The sequence below is a fragment of the Aureimonas populi genome, from assembly GCF_017815515.1.
Classification (GTDB): domain Bacteria; phylum Pseudomonadota; class Alphaproteobacteria; order Rhizobiales; family Rhizobiaceae; genus Aureimonas; species Aureimonas populi.
Window position 1 is genome coordinate 1,169,590 of the sequence record NZ_CP072611.1, and the last position, 16,087, is coordinate 1,185,676.

Annotated in this window: 13 protein-coding genes; 8 read left to right on the top strand and 5 right to left on the bottom strand. The window is 68.6% G+C overall.

Features of this window, described 5'->3' with window-relative positions; translation table 11 throughout:
• Genes J7654_RS05390 through J7654_RS05415 form a run of 6 tightly spaced genes read left to right on the top strand, consistent with a single transcriptional unit; the run spans position 1 to position 6,132 of the window.
• Positions 1–1,098: an ABC transporter ATP-binding protein gene (locus J7654_RS05390; protein WP_209738855.1), complete on the top strand. Its 1,098-nt coding sequence runs from the start codon at positions 1–3 to the stop codon at positions 1,096–1,098.
• On the top strand, positions 1,095–2,003 hold the full coding sequence (locus tag J7654_RS05395; RefSeq protein ID WP_209738857.1) for an ABC transporter permease: 909 nt from the start codon (positions 1,095–1,097) through the stop codon (positions 2,001–2,003). The genes J7654_RS05390 and J7654_RS05395 overlap by 4 nt, the downstream gene beginning before the upstream one ends.
• 1 nt (position 2,004) lies before the next feature.
• Positions 2,005–2,796, top strand: coding sequence for an ABC transporter permease (locus tag J7654_RS05400; protein WP_209738859.1), 792 nt, complete (start codon positions 2,005–2,007; stop codon positions 2,794–2,796).
• A 46-nt stretch (positions 2,797–2,842) separates the two neighbouring features.
• The gene (locus J7654_RS05405; RefSeq protein ID WP_209738861.1) at positions 2,843–3,511 is read left to right on the top strand and encodes an RraA family protein; all 669 of its coding nucleotides are present in this window, start codon (positions 2,843–2,845) and stop codon (positions 3,509–3,511) included.
• Between the two features lie 27 nt (positions 3,512–3,538).
• Positions 3,539–5,257: a gamma-glutamyltransferase gene (gene ggt, locus J7654_RS05410; RefSeq protein WP_209738863.1), complete on the top strand. Its 1,719-nt coding sequence runs from the start codon at positions 3,539–3,541 to the stop codon at positions 5,255–5,257.
• Positions 5,258–5,304: 47 nt separating this feature from the next.
• Positions 5,305–6,132 carry a creatininase family protein gene (locus J7654_RS05415; RefSeq protein WP_209738865.1) on the top strand — a complete coding sequence of 276 codons (828 nt, stop codon included), beginning with the start codon at positions 5,305–5,307 and terminating at the stop codon, positions 6,130–6,132.
• A gap of 139 nt (positions 6,133–6,271) precedes the next feature.
• Here the strand turns inward: J7654_RS05415 and J7654_RS05420 are convergent, their stop codons facing one another.
• The 5 genes from J7654_RS05420 to J7654_RS05440 all read right to left on the bottom strand — a co-directional run bounded on the left by J7654_RS05420 (position 6,272) and on the right by J7654_RS05440 (position 13,078).
• The gene (locus J7654_RS05420) at positions 6,272–7,087 is read right to left on the bottom strand and encodes a DeoR/GlpR family DNA-binding transcription regulator (protein WP_245195744.1); all 816 of its coding nucleotides are present in this window, start codon (positions 7,085–7,087) and stop codon (positions 6,272–6,274) included.
• A gap of 199 nt (positions 7,088–7,286) precedes the next feature.
• Positions 7,287–8,927 (bottom strand): hydantoinase B/oxoprolinase family protein, encoded by a 1,641-nt coding sequence (locus J7654_RS05425; protein ID WP_209738867.1) that lies wholly within the window; start codon positions 8,925–8,927, stop codon positions 7,287–7,289.
• Positions 8,924–10,978: a hydantoinase/oxoprolinase family protein gene (locus tag J7654_RS05430; protein ID WP_209738868.1), complete on the bottom strand. Its 2,055-nt coding sequence runs from the start codon at positions 10,976–10,978 to the stop codon at positions 8,924–8,926. Before J7654_RS05430 ends, J7654_RS05425 begins: the two co-directional genes overlap by 4 nt.
• Positions 10,979–11,012: 34 nt before the next feature.
• Complete coding sequence (locus tag J7654_RS05435; protein ID WP_209738869.1) at positions 11,013–12,365, bottom strand: NAD(P)/FAD-dependent oxidoreductase; 1,353 nt, start codon at positions 12,363–12,365, stop codon at positions 11,013–11,015.
• Positions 12,365–13,078 (bottom strand): SDR family NAD(P)-dependent oxidoreductase, encoded by a 714-nt coding sequence (locus J7654_RS05440; protein WP_209738870.1) that lies wholly within the window; start codon positions 13,076–13,078, stop codon positions 12,365–12,367. Before J7654_RS05440 ends, J7654_RS05435 begins: the two co-directional genes overlap by 1 nt.
• 319 nt (positions 13,079–13,397) lie before the next feature.
• Here J7654_RS05440 and J7654_RS05445 point away from each other — a divergent pair, with 319 nt between their 5' ends.
• Together J7654_RS05445 and J7654_RS05450 are read left to right on the top strand one after the other, a co-directional pair.
• Positions 13,398–15,134 carry a dipeptide ABC transporter ATP-binding protein gene (locus J7654_RS05445; RefSeq protein WP_245195664.1) on the top strand — a complete coding sequence of 579 codons (1,737 nt, stop codon included), beginning with the start codon at positions 13,398–13,400 and terminating at the stop codon, positions 15,132–15,134.
• Positions 15,131–16,087 carry an ABC transporter permease gene (locus tag J7654_RS05450; RefSeq protein ID WP_209738871.1) on the top strand — a complete coding sequence of 319 codons (957 nt, stop codon included), beginning with the start codon at positions 15,131–15,133 and terminating at the stop codon, positions 16,085–16,087. Before J7654_RS05445 ends, J7654_RS05450 begins: the two co-directional genes overlap by 4 nt.

The following is a 16,087-nucleotide window of genomic DNA, read 5'->3' on the forward strand; positions in this document are numbered from 1 at the left end:
ATGGTGCCGGCGGACCGTGAAGAGGGCCGGGCGCATATCCGCATCGAGGCGCTGACCTTCGACTACGGCGGCGCGCGGCCCGCCGTGGACCGGCTGAGCTTCGACATCGGGAAGGGCGAGTTCATCGGCCTGCTGGGCCCCTCGGGCTGCGGCAAGTCCACCACGCTGCGGATGTTCGCGGGGCTGCTGGCGCCGACCTCGGGGCGGATCACGATCGCCGGGCGCGACATCACCGCCCGCCCGCCCTGGGAGCGCAACCTGGGGCTGGTGTTCCAGTCCTATGCGCTGTTTCCGCATATGACCGTCGAGCAGAACGTGGCCTTCGGCCTGCAACAGCGGAGGGTCGCGAAGGTCGAGTCCCGCGCCCGGGTCGCCGAGGCCCTGCGGGCCGTGCGGCTGGAGGATTTCGGCAGGCGGCGCCCGTCCGAGCTGTCGGGCGGGCAGCAGCAGCGTGTGGCCATCGCGCGCGCCATCGTGATCGAGCCCGAGATCCTTCTGCTGGACGAGCCGCTCTCGAACCTCGACGCCCGGCTTCGCGACGAGATGCGCTTCGAGATCCGCGATATCCAGATGCGCACGGGCATCACCACGCTGTTCGTCACCCACGACCAGCAAGAGGCGCTCACGATGTGCGACCGCATCGCGGTGATGAACGAGGGCCGGCTGGAGCAGATCGGCACGCCGCAGGAAATCTACGACCACGCCGCCTCGCGCTTCGTCGCCCGCTTCATCGGCCGCGCAAACGAGCTGAACGGCACGCTGGCCATCGAGGCCGGCCGGCCCGTGCTGCACACCAACGGCGTGGTGCTGCCCGTTGCGGGAGAGCTGCCCGAGGGGGTGAGGGCGGGCGCGGCGGCCACCGCCATCCTGCGTCCGCATTCCATCTTGCTGGCCGAACCGGGGGGAGCGGGGCTTCAGGCCGTGGTCCGCCGCCGGGTATTCGTCGGCAACATGATCGAATTCGACCTGCTGCTGGACGACGGGCAGGCGCTGATCGCCGAGTTGCGTCCGGCCGAGGCGCGGCTGGCCCATACCGAGGAGGGCGCCCGCGTGACCCTCTCCTGGCCCGAGGGCGAGATGCGGATGATCGCGGCATGAGCGCGGCACCCGCCCGCGCGCTCACGGCGCGTCCCACCGTCTCCGCGCCGCCGGGCAGCCCCGGCCCCTGGCTGCCGTGGCTCCTGCTCGCGCCGGTGCTCGCCGTGCTGGCGGTGTCGTTCATCGCGCCGCTGATGTGGCTTTTGCGCATGTCGCTGAACGAATCCAACTTCGGCGCCATCATCCGCACCGTCAGCCCGAACACGTATCTGACCATTCTCGGCGACAGCTTCTACATGGAGCTTCTGGGCCGGACACTGCGGCTGTCGATCACCACATCCGTCATCGCGTTGCTTCTGGCCTACCCGATCGCGCTCTACCTGGCGCGGATGGATTCGCGCTGGCGCACCGTGCTGATCGTGCTGGCCGCCTCGCCGCTGCTGGTCTCGACAGTGGTGCGGGCCTTCGGCTGGATGGTCACGCTGGGCGACGACGGCGTGATCAATTCGCTGCTGCGAGGGGTGGGGCTGACCGATGCGCCGGTGCGCATGGTCAACAATTACACCGGCGTGGTGATCGGCCTGTCCGAGAGCATCATGCCCTACATGTTCCTCACCATCGCCGCCGGGCTGGGGCGGCTCGACCGCCGGCTGGAGGATGCCGCCATGTCGCTGGGGGCGCAGCCATGGGTCGTGTTCCTGCGCGTGACCCTGCCGCTGAGCCTGCCGGCCATCGTGGCGGCGCTGACCATCGGCTTCGTGCTGTCGGTGTCGTCCTTCATCACGCCGGCGCTGCTGGGCGGGGGGAGGGTGTTCCTGCTGGCGACCGAGGTCTACGACATGGCGCTCCTGACGCTCGACTGGCCGATGGCGGCGGCGCTGTCGTTCCTGATGCTGGCGATGTTCCTGATCGCCATGCTGGTGATGGGGCTGCTGATCCGCCTCATCGCGCGCAGGGGGAGCTGACATGCATCGGGTCGTCTCCTGGCTGGCGCGGGCCTATGTGGCCCTGGTCTTCGCCGCCATCTTCCTGCCGCTGGCGATCATCGTGATGATCTCGTTCAGCGCCGACAGCTACCTCTCCTTCCCGCCCTCGGGCTGGAGCCTGGACTGGTACGCCAGCGTGCTGCAGAACCGGGACTTCATGAACGGGCTGAAAAACAGCCTGATCATCGCGGGGATCGTCTCCGTTCTCAGCATCCTGTTCGGCCTGCCGGCCGCATGGGCGCTGGTGCGCACCAACTTCCCCGGCCGCGCCCTCGTCCGCAACCTGATCCTCATGCCGCTTGTGCTGCCCACCATCGTGCTGGGGCTCGGGATACTGATGGTCTACACCCCGGCGGGCCTCGTCGCGACCTATCCAGGGCTCGTGCTGGCGCATCTGGTGATGACGCTGCCCTTCACCGTGCGGATTCTCCAGGCGACGCTTTCGAACCTCGGCACCGATGTCGAAGAGGCTGCGATGAGCCTCGGGGCACCGCCCTTGCGGACCTTTCTGCAGGTGACGCTGCCGCAGCTCGCGCCGGGGCTGATCGCCTCTGCCGCCATCGCCTCGATCCTGTCCTTCGACGAGATCGTCTTGTCGCTCTTCATCGTCGGGCCGAGGCTCTCGACGCTTCCCGTCGAGATCTTCCGCTATGCCGACCAGCGCACCGATCCGATGGTGGCCGTTCTGGCGGTGCTGCTGATCGCCATCTCGCTCGTCATGGTGCTGGTGATCGAGCGCAGCGTCGGTTTCGTCCGCGTCTTCAGCCGCTGAGCCTTTCCGATGCCGATCCATCCTGACCGAGAACGGACCCTATCCCATGACCTACAAGATCAATCCGATGCCGACGCAGATCGCAGCCGCCGATCTGGAACTGCTGTCGCAGGTCGAAACCGCGACGCTCGGCCACTGGCGGCAGTTCGGTTTCATGAACCGCGCGATCCAGCCGCTGCTGCCGCGCCGCCGCGTGGTGGGCACGGCGGTGACGATCGCCATTCCGGGGCCGGATTCGACCCTCTTGCACCATCTTCTGGGCCTGCTGCGGCCGGGCGATTTCGTGATCGTCGACCGGCTGCATGACGACCGGTTCGCCTGCTGGGGCGGCGGCGTGACCGTGGGAGCCAAGGCCGCCGGCGCCGTCGGCGCGGTGGTGGACGGTCCCTGCACCGATCTGGAGGAGATCGAGCAATCCGATTTCCCGATGTGGTGCCGCGGCCTCTCGCCGATCACCACGCGGCTCTACGATATCGGCGGGGCGATCAACATCCCTGTGTCCTGCGGCAATACGGTGGTGATGCCGGGCGATGCGGTGCTTGCGGACGAAAGCGGCGTCGTCGTGCTGTCGCCCGACGAGGTGGCGGCCGAGGCCAGGGCCGCCATCGCGCGCCAGACGGCCGGCAAGGGGCGCGAGGACCAGGTGCGGCGGGGCGAGGCGAAGCTCGGCGATCTGACCGGCGCCTCGGCAAAGGTGCTGGCGAAGCTCGCCTGAGGCGCGCAGGGAACGGAAAGACACGAGATGACCGAGCCTGTCTGCCTGCCTCTTCCCTTCGCCTGCGAGAAGGTGCCCGCCAGCGGTGCGGGCGGGGTGGTCGTAACCAACCATCCGCTGGGCTCCGCGGCGGGGTTGGAGATGCTGACGGCAGGCGGCAATGCCGTCGATGCGGCGGTGGCGGCGCTGCTGGCGCTGACGGTGGTCGAGCCCATGATGGTGGGGATCGCGGGCGGGGGGCTGTCGCATCTGCGACTGGCCGACGGGCGCCATCTCGTGATCGACGCCCTGTCCACGGCGGCGGCCGGGATGCATCCCGATATCTACCGGCCGGTGTCGGAGGAGCCCGCGCGATACATGGAGGCAGAGGGCCGGCGCAACATCATCGGCGCTTCCTCCGTCGCTGTGCCGGGCAACCTGGCCGGCTGGTGCGACATGCAGGCCCGTTTCGGGCGGCTTCCCTTCGCGGATGTGGTGGAGCCCGCGATCCGTCTGGCGGCGCGGGGCTTTACCGTGACCCATTATCTGGCCGGCTCGGTCCATGACGGACAGGCCGATATCGCCACGGACCCCGAGATGGCGCGCCTCCTGCTGCCCGGCGGGCGCCCTGTCGCGGCGGGAGAGCGGCTGGTGATGGGCGATTATGCCGAAAGCCTGCGCCTGATCCAGGCCGAGGGCGCGGCGGCGCTGCATGGCGGCGCGCTCGGTGCGGCGCTGGCGGCGCGGATGCGCACCGGCGGCCCCGATGCGGGCTGGGTGAGCGAGCAGGACCTGGCCGATTACCGGCCCGTCGAGCGCCGCCCCATCGTGGGGCGCTATCGCGGGTTCGAGGTGGTCGGCCCGCCGCCGCCCGCATCCTCGGGCGTGCATGTGGCGCAGATGCTGAACATGCTGGAAGCCTATGACGTGGCCGGAATGGGCTTCGGCACGCCGGGGTCGCTGCATCTCCTGGCCGAGGTGATCCGCATCGCCTTTGCCGACCGGCGCGCCCATTCGGGCGATCCCGATTTCGTCGACGTGCCGGTGGAGCGGCTGACGTCCAGGAGCTACGCCGCCGAATGCCGCGCCCGGATCGGGCTTGCCAGCGCCCTGCCGCCCGCGCCGGGGCATGAAAGCCGCGACACCACCCATGTCACCGTGGCGGATCGCGACGGCAACATCGTCTCGGCCACCCATACGATCAACGGGCTGTTCGGCGCGCGCGTGATGGTGCCCGGCACCGGCATCATCCTCAACAACTACATGAGCAATTTCGACCCGCATCCCGGCCGCGCCCTGTCGGTGGTGCCTGGCAAGAGGGTTCCCACCTCGATGGCGCCGCTCATGGTGCTGCGCGAGGGCCGGCCGGTCTTCGCGCTCGGCCTTCCGGGAGGCCTGCGCATCTTTCCCTCGGCCATGCAGGCGATCGTCAACCTGATCGACCACGGCATGAGCCTTCAGGAGGCGGTCGAGGCGCCGCGCATCTGGACTGAAGGCCAGGAGGTCGAGATCGAGCAGGCCCTGGCGCCGCAGCAGCAGGCGCTGGAATCGATGGGCCATCGGATCCGCGTGATGCCCCATATCGGCGGCGGGATGAACGCGATCGCCTTCGAGCCGGACGGCACGATGACCGGCGCGGCCTGCTGGCGCGCCGACGGCACGGTCGCGGCGCTCGGCGGCGGGCTGGCGCGGCCCGGTGTGCGCTTCTGGCCGGACCGCGCGCCGGCGCCCGATCCGGCGCTCCCCGACATGGCGGAGCCGGGCTGATCGGCCCGGCTCGCAAGATTTCCACCCTCGAACCGGAAAGACCCTCCATGCCCGATACCGCGACACTGACCGAGAAACTCAAGATCGCAGAGCTGACCAGCGAGGAATCGCGCCAGTACCTGAACGGCGAGGCGGTGATCCTCCTGCCGATGGGCTCGCTGGAGGACCAGGGCACCCATGCGCCGATGGGCGATTATCTCGCCGCCGAGGCGGTGGCGCTCGACATCGCGCGCAAGGCGCGCGCCGAGGGCGTGCCGACCTTCGTCGCCCCCGTCATCCCGTTCGGCGGCGAGGATTACTTCGGCTCGTCCCATGGCGGCATCGCCATCGGTCAGGCAACGCTGGTCGCGGTTCTGGACGACATGTTCCGCTGCCTTTCGCGGCATGGGCTGACGAAACTGCTGGTGATCAACGGCCATGGCGGCAATGTCTCGGCGATCAACGAGGTGACGCAGAAATGGCGGCGCGACACCGGCATGTTCGTCGCTTCGATGTATCTGTGGCAGATCAGCTACGAACTGCTGAAGGACATTCTCGGCCCCGAGAAGGCGGCGAAATCCTCCGGCCATGGGGGCGATCCGCTGACCTCGGTGGGGCTGCACTACTATCCCGGCCTGTTCCGGCCCGACCTGCGCAAGGCGCCGCCGGCCGGGCAGATGGCGATGGGGCTGGAATGCGCGGGCTATGCGGCAGTGAAATATGCCGGGGCCAAGCTGCAGGCGCCGCTGGAGGCGATCGAGGCATCCCCGGACGGCGTCTGGGGCGGCGATCCGGTGCATTCCTCCGCCGAGACGGGCAAGGCGCTGGTCGCACGGCTGTCCGACATCGGAGCGGGCTTCATCCGCGATCATGTCGCGAAAGGGTTCCCGGCCTGAGCGGGGCGAAGCCGGGGCGGGGCGCGTCATCCGCGTTCCGCCCGATTGCACCCGGCGGCAGGCCATCCTCATGACCGATGGAGAGCCTTTGCGGATGCCACGGCGGGCGATGGTGCGGCTGCGGCGTGCTCAAGTCCTGCTAATCGGCCACCTGCGCCCTGGTGAAGGCGATTCCCTGGTCTCGGAAGGTCGCGGCCTCGGCTTCGGGAAAGCCGTCGTCGGTGATGATCTCGTTCAGCTCGTCGAGCGGCGCCAGCCGGTAGATCGCGCGAGCCGGAATCCGGCTGGAATCGATCAGCAGGGTGCTGGCCCGCGCCGCGGCCAGCATCGCGCGCTTCAGGTTCACCAGTTCCAGGGAGGTTTCCGAGGCGCATTCCCCGTCGAGCGCCTGCGCCGACAGGAAAAACCTGTCGCAGCGGATCTGCCGCAGGAAGGAAAGCCCCGGCTCGCCCATCAGGCTGTAGGCGCGATAGCGGCAGGTGCCTCCCGGCATCACCAGTTTGATATGCGAGCGGCCGGCGAGAATCCCGGCAATCTGGATGTCGTTCGTCACCACCGTCAGCGGCACCGCCAGATCGGCGATCGCATGTGCGAGATGGACGATGGTGGAGCCGGTATCCAGAAGGATGCTCTGTTCGGGCTCCAGCCGTTTCGCGGCCTCGCGTGCGATAGCCTGCTTTTCCTCGACCGCCGTCATGCTGGCGGCCTGGGCGGAGGGCTCCGCCGTGGTGCGCCGGCGCAGGCCCACGGCGCCGCCATGGGTGCGCCGTACCAGCCCCCGCGCCGCCAGCGCGTCCAGATCGCGCCGGATGGTGGAGACCGAGGTGTTGAAGATCCGCGCCAATTCCTGGTTCGACCCGCCGATATTGGTGTCGAACCATTGCAGCAGATGCTGCTGGCGCTCATCCGGGATCATGTCGCCAGGAAAGATGGCGGCGGACTCGCGCCGCGGCATGTCGTTCACATCGGCACTCCCTTTGCAGACCCCGGCTTCCGAAACCTAGCGCGGGAGGTAGGCGAGGACGAGATGCAGATGCCCCCGTACGCTCCGCGTCAAAGGCCGATTTCGATGTCCGGCGTGTCGCCCGCGTCCGCCGGCGCGCCTGTTCGGTCGGGTCGTCGGACATGAAGCGCACTTGGTCGTTCCGCCTCGCTCAGGCGGTGCCATAGGCGGCGCGGGCGAAATCGGGGGTGATGCGCTCTTCCCGCAGATCGCGGGCGATCCCGGCGGGGCTGCGTGCTGCCGGCGCTCCGTAGCCGCCGCCGCCGGCGGTCACGATCTCAACGATGTCGCCCGGCGTGAGGGCGGTGTTGCGGCCGTCGAGCACGATGCCGTTTCGCCGGATCACCGAACATGTCGCCGGCCCGCCGCCTTCCAGCCCCCAGGGCCGCGACAGCACGCGCGAGGCCTCGACCGCCAGCATGCAGTCGGCCTCGATCCGGTAGGTCCGGCGCAGGCCCATGCCGCCGCGCATTGCGCCGGCGCCGGCGGAATCCCGCACCAGCTCGTAGCGCAGCAGGGTCAGCGGATATTCGATCTCCAGCGCCTCCACCGGCAGGTTCGAGGTGTTGGTCATGTGGACGTGGATTCCCGACAGCCCGTCCGCGGCCGGGCGCGCGCCGCCACCGCCGCCGATGGTTTCCAGATAGACCCAAGGCTCTCCGTCCGGTCGCCGTCCGCTGAAGGTGGCCGAGGCGCAGGAGCCGTTGCCCGCCGCCATCACCCTGCCCGGCAGCGCCTGCGCCAAAGCCCCCATCACCATGTCGCAGACCCGCTGGCAGGCGGAGAGGCGCGAGTTCACCGCCGCCGGCAGGACGGCGTTCAGAAGCGAGCCTTCGGGCGCCGTCACCGTCAGCGGCCGCGCGAGGCCCGCGTTCGGCAGGACGGTCGGGTCCACCACGGCCTTGACCGCGTAGTAGCAGGCGGCCAGCAGCGCGGTGTAGATGACGTTCAGCGCGTTGCGCATCTGCGGCGGAGCCTGAAAGTCGAGCGCCATCTCGTCGCCTCTCACGGTGATCGTCAGGCCCAATTCGACGCTGCCCTCCATCTGCACCGAATCGAAGCTGTCGGTGAAGCTGTAGCTGCCGTCCGGGATCGCGGCGATGCCGGCGCGCATCTTGCGCTCGGCATAGTCCTGCAGGGCCTCGCCGGCGGCCATCACCTGCGCGGTGCCGTATTTCTCGCAGAGCGCGATCATGCGCTGCACGCCCAGCCGGTTGGCCGACATCTGCGCCCGCAGGTCCGACAGCCGCTCGTGCGGGACTTGGCAGTTGAGCAGGATCAGCTCCTGGATATCCTTCCGCAGCACGCCCTCGGCATAGAGCCGCACGGGCGGGATGCGCAGTCCTTCCTGAAAGATATGGGCATTGCCCCGGTCGGCGAAGTCCGAATGGTGCGCGGTATTGATCGCCCAGGCGACCAGCGTGCCTTCGTGGAAGATCGGCTCCGTCAGCACGATGTCCGGCAGATGGGTGCCGCCGCCCTCGTAGGCGTCGTTGCCGATGAAGACATCGCCGGGGCGGATCGTCTCCAGCGGGAAGCGCTTGAGGATATGGGGGATGGCGCCGAGGAAGCTGCCCAGATGCATCGGGATGTGCTCGGCCTGGCAGAGCGTCGTGCCGCGATGGTCGAAGAGCGCGGTCGAGCAGTCGCGGCGCTCCTTGATGTTGGTCGAGTAGCTGGCGCGGACCAGCGCCTCGCCCATCTCCTCGGTGATCGAGGCGAGGGCCGATCCGATCACCTCGACCGTGATCGGATCGACGGCGACGGCCTCCTTCGTCAGCGTGCGGGTCATGCTGCGGCCTCCAGGACGAGGTTCAGATAGGCATCGACCCGCGCCGTCATGCCGGGCAGGACCACGGTCGTCGCATCCATCTGCTCGACGATGGCCGGGCCGGTGAAGCTGTGGCCGGGCTTCAGCCCGCTGCGGGCATAGACGGGGCAGTCGACGAAATCGCCGGCCTCGGCCAGCCAGACCGGGCGGCGTGCGAGGATGGCGCCCGAAGCGTCGGGCCCCGCGTCCGGCTGCGGTCGGAACCGGGCCTTGGCCACCAGCCCGGTCGCCTCGACCCGCAGCGTCACGATCTGCACCGTCTCGCCCTCGGCCACGAATCCGAAGCGCTGGCGGTGCGCGGCGGCGAAGCCTTCGGCCAGCGCCTCCAGCGTCGCCTCGCTGATCGGCCCTGCGGGAGCGGGGATCGAAAGCTCGTAGTTCTGGCCCACGTAGCGCATGTCCACCGTGCGGGCGAGCATGCGGCGGTCTGGGGCGATGCCGTCGCGCTCGAACCACTCCCGTGCCTGCGCATCCAGCTCGGCGAACGCGTCCCGCACCGCCGGGATCGCGGCGGGGACGAGCTCCGTCAGACGGCTGACGGCGAAATCCGCGCGCAGGTCGGTGAGCAGAAGTCCCATGGCGCAAAGCGTGCCGGGCGTCAGCGGCACGAGGATGTGCTTCATGTCCAGCGCCTGCGCCAGCCGCGCCGCATGCAGCGGCCCCGCGCCGCCGAAGGCCATCAGCGCATAGTCGCGGGGGTCGTAGCCGCGCTGGACGGAGATCACCCGGATCGCCTTGGCGATGTTGGCGGTGACGACCGAGACGATTCCCTGCGCCGTCCCCATCAGCCCCAGTCCCAGCCGGTCGGCGAGCCGCTGCACCGCCTCGACCGCCAGATCGCGGCGCACCTTCATCCGCCCGCCCAGGATCTCGACCGGGTTCAGCGTCTGCAGCACGATATTGGCATCCGTCACCGTCGGCTCGGTGCTGCCGCGCCCGTAGCAGACCGGCCCGGGATCGGCCCCGGCGCTCTGCGGCCCCACCTTCAGGAGCCCGCCGCTGTCGACATAGGCGATCGAGCCGCCGCCCGCGCCCACCGTGTGGATATCGAGCATCGGGGCCTTGATCGGGTAGCCGTGGACCGAGGCCTCTCCGGTCAGCCCGCAACTGCCGCCCAGGAGCAGCGCCACGTCCGAGGAGGTGCCGCCCACGTCGAAGGTGATGACGTCCGGAAAGCCCGCCATCCGCCCGATCGCCTGCGCCGCGACGACGCCGGTGGAGGGGCCGGACAGCAAGGTCCGCACCGGCAGGCCGGCGGCGGTGGCGAAGCCGATGACGCCGCCGTTCGACTGCGTCAACTGCGGCGCGACGGTCAGGCCGAGATCCGTCAGCCGGCCGTCCAGCCGCCGGATGTAGCGCTGCATGATCGGGCCCAGATAGGCGTTGACCACCGTCGTGGACATCCGCTCGTATTCGCGGAACTCCGGCGCCACCTGATGCGAGGCCGAGACGAAGACGTCGGGGCATTCCTCGGCCACGATCTCCAGCACGCGCTTTTCATGGGCGGTGTTCAGAAAGCCGTAGATGAAGCAGATGGCGATGGCCTTGACCTCCCCGGCGGCCATGCGGCGCACGGCGGCGCGCACCGCGGCCTCGTCGAGCGCCGCATCCTCGGCGCCGTCCGAGTTGAGCCGCCCCTTGACCTCCATCCGCAGGTCGCGGGAGACCAGCGGCTCGGGCTTCTCGGCGTTCATGTCGTAAAGGCTCGGGCGCTTCTGGCGGCCGATCTCCAGAAGGTCGCGGAACCCGTCGGTGACGATCAGCCCGGTGCGCACGCCCTTGAGCTCGATGAGCGCATTGGTCGCGACCGTGGTGCCGTGGCCGAGAAAGCTCACCTCGGCAGCTTTGGCCCCCACCGTCTCCAGCCCCTGGCGTACGCCCTCGGCGATGCCCATCGACGGGTCGGAGGGGGTGGAGGGCACCTTCCAGATGTCGAGCCGCCCCGTCTCGTCCTCGAACATGCAGACATCGGTGAAGGTGCCACCGGAATCGACGCCAATTCTCCAGGCCATTCTTCGCGTTCCCCGTTGTTCCGGAATGTCCGTCTCACGCCTGTCCGACGATCTGCCGCTCCCGCGCACGATGCGCCGCCTGCCTGCGGAACCGCCCCAGCCGGAACGGCGCGGGATCGACCAGCGGGGTTTCCCCCGTGACCATCTGCGCCATCATCTGTCCCGAGCCGGGGCCGATACCGAAGCCATGCCCCGAAAAGCCCCCGGCGATGTAGAAGCCCGGGATGCCGGGAACCCTGTCCATCACCGGCACGGCATCGGGCGTCGTGTCGATCAGCCCGCCCCAGCTCTGGGTGATGCGGGCGCCCGCGAAGGCGGGAAACCCGCGTTGGAGATGCACCAGAGCATCCTTCAGAAAGCGGTCCTCCGGCACCGGGTCCAGCACGCGCATCCGCTCGAACGGCGTCACCCGGTCCAGCGCCCAGCGGCGCGGCATCCGCAATTCGTCGAGGAAGCGCTTGCCGATCCGGATCCGCAGCTCCTTCCAGTTGCGGATCAAGGAGGGCGCGAAATCGGTGAAGAGCCGGAAGCTGTCGGGCACCACGGGCACCACGTTGACGTTGCGCAGCGCGATGGAGAAACCGCCGTCGAGGCGGCGGCGAAACGAGAAGTTGTCGGCGCCCACCGGCATGTCCGGCACGCCCGCCACGCCCGCCACGCCCGAAATCCTCGCGACGGAGCCCAGCACCTTCAGCATTGGCAGGTCGATGCCGAGATTGCCGGCGAACAGCCGCGACCAGGCGCCCCCCGCCAGCACCACGGTGCTGCAGCGGACGGGCCCGTGTTCCGTCACCACGCCGGAGACGGCGCCGGCCGCGCGCTCGATCCCGCGCACCGCGCAGGCGGTGACGATATGCGCCCCCGCCGCAGCCGCCGCCCGCGCGATGGCGGCGGCTGCCTGCAGCGGCTCGGCCCGCCCGTCCGAGGCGGTGTGAAGCCCGCCGATGAACTCGCCCGAGATGCCGGGCAGAAGATCCGCCAGCGCCGCGCGATCCAGCATCCGCGTGTCGATCCCGTGGTCGCGGGCATGGTCCAGCCAGGCGCTGTATTCGGCCATTTCGGCCTCGGTCCGGCAGAGATAGCTGATCCCGGTCTGGCGATAGCCGGTCTCCGCCCCGACCCGTGCGTTCAGCCCGCGCCAGATCGCAAGGCTCTGCACCGCCAGCGGGATCTCGGCCGGGTCGCGGCCCATCTGGCGCACCCAGCCCCAGTTGCGGCCCGACTGCTCCGCGCCGATCAGCCCCTTCTCGCACAGAGCGACGCTGACACCCTTCTGCGCCAGAAAGAGCGCTGTCGAGACGCCCACGATCCCGCCGCCGATCACCACCACGTCCACCGCGGCGGGCAATGGGCCCGACGGCACCGGATCGGGGGCGATGCGGGACATCAGAGCATGTCCTCCAGACGGCAATTGACCAGCATCTCGGCCATCGCGGCGCTGTTCGGCAGTTCGATCACCGTGCGGATCAACTCGGCCATGGTCTCCGGCGGGATCATCTCGTCGCGGGAGACCTTGGTCACGTTGCGCGTCATGTCGGTGCGCACGAAGCTCGGGCAGATGGCGGTGGCCCGCACGCCTTTTTCCCAGGCGACATGACGGGTGGTGTGGGTCAGGCCCATCAGCGCGAATTTGGTCATGTTGTAGCCGACCCATTCGTTGCGCACGCGTTTGCCGGACAGTGAGGCCACGTTGACGATCCGGCCACGACCGGTCGCCTCCAGATACGGCAGGCACAGGCGCGTCAGCCGCAGCGGCGCCTTGACGTTGACCGCCCAGAGGCGGTCCAGAGCGGCATCGTTGTCGTCGGTGATCTTCACCTTCTCGTTCGATCCGGCATTGTTGACCAATGCGTCGATCCGCCCGAAGCGGTCGGCCGTGCCCGCGACCCAGGCCTGCGCCGATGCGGGGTCGAGCGCATCGAACCGGTGAAAGGCCAGATCCTCGCCCTGCGGTCCGAAGAGCGCTTCGAGCGCGGCGATATCCCTGGCGCCGAGACTGAGGCGCCAGCCGCGGGCGCGCATCTCGCGCGCCACGGCAGCGCCGATGCCGCGGTTCGCGCCGGAAATCAGGATGACTGGAGCAGTCTCGCCGGGAGGCATCGGGCGTATCCTTGAATGAGACATGGCAGGATGCTGCCAAATCAAATCTGCCCGACATGGTAGATTTTGCAAGAGCGATGATAGAGATCGATCGAATGTTTGCATTCAATCCCGCTATCTGCGCAATGCAAAAGCATCTACTGCAAATATGTTGTGCAATAAGATATTATTTGCGCAAAAGTCTGATCCGTTCTGCCGGTGCTGTGACGCGTTCCAGCTATTTCCTTGACAGATCGCAGAGATTGTCACCCGATACTCTCAAATATCGTCACCCATACGCTGCAGCACAGGTATCTTGTGCTGAGATCCGGTTCCTGCCGTGGGAAAGGATGGACGGTTTGAACGTATTCTATCATATCTCCTGCCTGCCGGACCGCCGAACGCCATGCTGACGGTCGAGAATCTTTCGATCGCCTTCCATACCCCGGAGGGCCTGCGCCCCACCGTCAACGACATGTCCATGGAAATCGGGGCCGGCGAGATCGTGGGCCTGGTGGGCGAGAGCGGCTCGGGCAAGACGCTTTTGTCGCTCGCCATCCTGGGCCTTTTGCCGGCCAATGCCGTGATCACCTCCGGGCGCGTCACGCTGGATGGAAATCCGGTCAGCACGCTCGGCCCCGAGGCGATGCGGCGCTTGCGCGGCAACCGCATCTCGATGGTGTTCCAGGATCCCATGGCCTCGCTCGATCCGGTCTTCACCTGCGGCGACCAGATCATGGATGCCATCCTGATGCACGAGAATGTGGGCCGCACGGCCGCGCGGCGGCGCGCTCTCGCGCTGCTGGAGCGGCTGCAACTGCCCGATCCGGCGCGCGCGATGCGCGCCTATCCGCATGAGCTGTCGGGCGGCCAGTGCCAGCGGGTGATGATCGCCATCGCGGTCGCCTGCGAGCCCGATGTCATCATCGCCGACGAGCCCACCACCGCGCTGGACGTGACGGTGCAGAAACAGGTGCTCGACATCCTGCGCGATCTCAACCGCGACGTGGGCGCCGCGATCCTGCTGATCACCCATGACCTTGGCGTCGTCTTCCAGGTCGCCGACCGGGTGGTCGTGATGTATCGGGGCGACAAGGTCGAGGAGGCCTCGACGCCCGAGATTTTCGCGCGGCCGACCAGCGATTACACCCGTGCGCTGATCGGCGCCATGCCGACGATCGGCCAGCGCCGCGACCGGCTGCGGACCATCGGCGACGCGGATGCGCCGCCGCGTCCATCGGCGGCGCGCAAGGCCGCGCCCGCCGCCGACCTGCCGCCGGTGCTGCGGGTCGAGGGGCTGTCCAAGACCTACCGCCTGAAGGCCGGCCCCTTCGCCCCCGCGCGCGAGTTCCGGGCCGTCGGTGCCGTCAGCCTGTCGATCGCACCGCGCACGACGCTGGGCCTCGTGGGGGAATCGGGCTGCGGCAAGACCACGCTGTCGCGGCTGATCCTGCAGATGCAGAAGGCCGACAAGGGGGAGGTCTGGTTCAACGGCGAGGATCTGACGAAACTGGACGCCAACCGACTTCGCGATGTGCGCCGCGATATCGCGCTGGTGTTCCAGAACCCCTATGCCTCGCTCAATCCTCGCCAGACGGTGGCCGAGATCGTCTCCGCGCCGCTGATCATCCACGGCCGCGCGAACGAAGCGGGCAGGACCACCGCACGGCTGATCGATGCGGTGGGCCTGCCCGCCGCGTCGCTGCACAAATATCCGCATGCCTTTTCCGGTGGCCAGCGCCAGCGGATCGCCATCGCCCGTGCGCTTGCGCTGAACCCGCTGCTGCTGGTCTGCGACGAGGCGGTGTCGGCGCTGGATGTCTCGGTGCAGGCGCAGGTGATCAACCTCCTGAAGGATCTGCAGCAAGAGTTCGACCTGACCTATCTGTTCATCTCGCACGATCTCGCCGTGGTCGAGCACATCTCGGACACCGTCGCCGTCATGCGCGCCGGCCGGATCGTGGAATACGGGCCCGCGGACCGGATCTTCGCCGCGCCGCAGCAGGCGTATACGCGCACGCTTCTGGAGGCCGTGCCGCAGATGCATGTAGCAGTGCCGTCGGGGATGCCGGCATGATCCTGTGGATCGTCCTGCGCAAACTGGGCATCGCCGCGATCCAGCTCTTCGTGATCGCGACCTTCGTCTTCTCCATCATGTATGTCATGCCCGGCGATCCGGTGATCCTGCTGCTCGGTGCCGAGAGCAACCCGACGCCCGAGGCGGTGGCCGCCATGCGGGCGAGGCTGGGGCTCGATCAGCCGGTTCTGACGCAATATGCAAGCTGGCTGGGCGGCGTGCTGCAGGGCGATTTCGGCCGCTCGGTGCGCGACGGATACCCGGTGATCGACACGATCCGCGCCAACCTGCCCCGGACGCTGGAGCTGGCCGTGGCCGCCGTGATCGTCGCCACGCTGATCGGCGTGCCGCTGGGCATCGCCGCGGCGCTGAACCGCGGCAAGCGGCTGGATGTCGTGCTGACCTCCGTCTCGACGGTGGGGATCTCGGTCCCGGTCTACATCCTCGGCGCGATGCTGATCCTGCTCTTCGCGCTCCAGCTCGACTGGCTGCCCTCCTCGGGCTACATGCGGATCGACCGCAACCCGGCCGAGCATTTCCGCCGGCTGATCCTGCCCGCGCTGACGCTGGGCTTCGGCCTTTCGGCCTCGATCACGCGGATGACGCGCTCCTCCGTCCTCGACATCCTCGACCGCGACTTCGTGCGCACGCTGCGCGCCAAGGGCACGCCAGAGCGGCGGATCATCTGGCGCCATGTGCTGCGCAACGCGGCGATCCCCATCGTCACCATCATCGGCCTGCAACTGGGCAACTTGATGGGCGGGACCGTGCTGGTGGAGGCGATGTTCAACTGGCCGGGCCTTTCCACCGTGCTGGTCGAGGCGGTGCAGAGCCGCAACTACCCGCTGGTGCAGGGCGCGATCCTGACCATCGCGGGCGTCTATATCCTGATCAACCTGGCCGTCGAGCTGATCTATACGCTGCTCGACCCGCGCGTGCGGCGGAGGCGCTGA